At 63.3% G+C, this 1,336-nt stretch carries 2 protein-coding genes; both read left to right on the top strand.

Translation table 11 applies throughout. From position 1 onward, the window contains the following. Positions 1–159: 159 nt before the first annotated feature. A complete protein-coding gene (locus EOD07_RS34585) occupies positions 160–399 on the top strand; it encodes a hypothetical protein (protein WP_073986320.1) in 240 nt (79 codons plus the stop codon). Between the two features lie 134 nt (positions 400–533). After that, a partial coding sequence (locus EOD07_RS34580; RefSeq protein ID WP_245470607.1) for an aminopeptidase occupies positions 534–1,336 on the top strand: 803 nt, incomplete at its 3' end.

The raw sequence follows: 1,336 nt of genomic DNA, 5'->3' as shown, positions 1-1,336 counted from the left end.
GGTCGAGGTCTCGGACGCCGGCGAAGCGGCGTTCCGCAACAAGAACGCCTGAGCGTGAAGCGACTCCGGCGGCGCAACCGACGCGTCGCCGGAGCCGATCTTGCGCCCTTCCCTCTCCCCGGGCGCCTGAAACTCCTGGCCCTGCAGAAGGTGGATATCATGAGCATCGACAATCCCGCCCCCCGCCTGAGCAGCTTCGGGCTCGCCGACTGGATTTGCCTCGCCGCGGCGCCGACCTTCGCAGCGATGGGGCTGCTGACGGCTGCCTATGGCGGCCATGACATGATGTGCATGCCGGACTCGGGCGCCTCGCTGCTCAGCGGCATGGCGCCGATGTATCTGCTGATGGCGGCGTTCCATCTTGCGCCGTGGCTGCGGCTGATGGCGCGGCGGAAGTGATAAATCGAAGGCCCGACCGCTGCCCCTCCAGGTCTTGACGAAAATAGGCGCGCCTGAGACACGGAAGCAAATGGAGACATTTGCTCCATGGGAGATGAGCAGGCGGTGGGCAGGCTTTGAAGCGCGTTTTTCGATTGCTCGCCGCTGCAGTCCTGGTGTCCGGCGTGGCCGGATGCACCAGCATTTCCTATTATGCGCAGTCGTTGGAGGGCCATGTCGAGATCATGGCGGCGCGCAAGAATGTCGGAAAGCTGATCCGTGATCCGTCGACACCGGAACCGTTGCGCGCCAAGTTGACCTCGGCCAGCGCCATACGCCGCTTTGCCACGGAAGAACTGGCGCTGCCCGACAACAGCAGCTACCGCAGCTATGTCGATGTCGGCCGGAATGATGTGACCCTGGCGGTCTTCGCCGCGCCGCAATTCTCGCTCGCGCCGGTAACATGGTGCTTTCCGGTCTTCGGCTGCGTTCCCTACAAGGGCTATTTCTCGCGCAAGGACGCGCTCGAAAATGCCGCTCAACTGCAACGACAGGGGCTGGACGTCTATGTGACGGGCATCACGGCGTATTCCACGCTGGGCTGGTTCAGCGACCCGTTGCTCAGCACCATGCTGCGCCAGAACGACACCTATCTCGCAAGCCTTGTCTTCCATGAGCTGGCGCATCAGAAGATCTATGTGAATGGCGACTCCGGGTTCAACGAGGCTTTCGCGGTTACCGTCGAAACCACCGGCACGAAGAAATGGCTGCGCGCCACCGGCAATCGCGCCGGATTGCGCAGCTACGAAGCCGACCGCAAGCGCAAGGCCGATTTTCTCGGACTGATCGCGAAAACCAGGGACGAGCTGAGCCAGGTCTATGGAAGCCCGCGCGATCCGGAGCAGAAGGCGGCCGCCAAGGCAGCCACGATCGACAAGCTGCGGGCGCGCTACCGGCA

Source organism: Mesorhizobium sp. M2C.T.Ca.TU.002.02.1.1, assembly GCF_003997225.1.
Note: the sequence above shows the minus strand (reverse complement) of the source record. Positions and strands in the feature narration are given on the sequence as shown.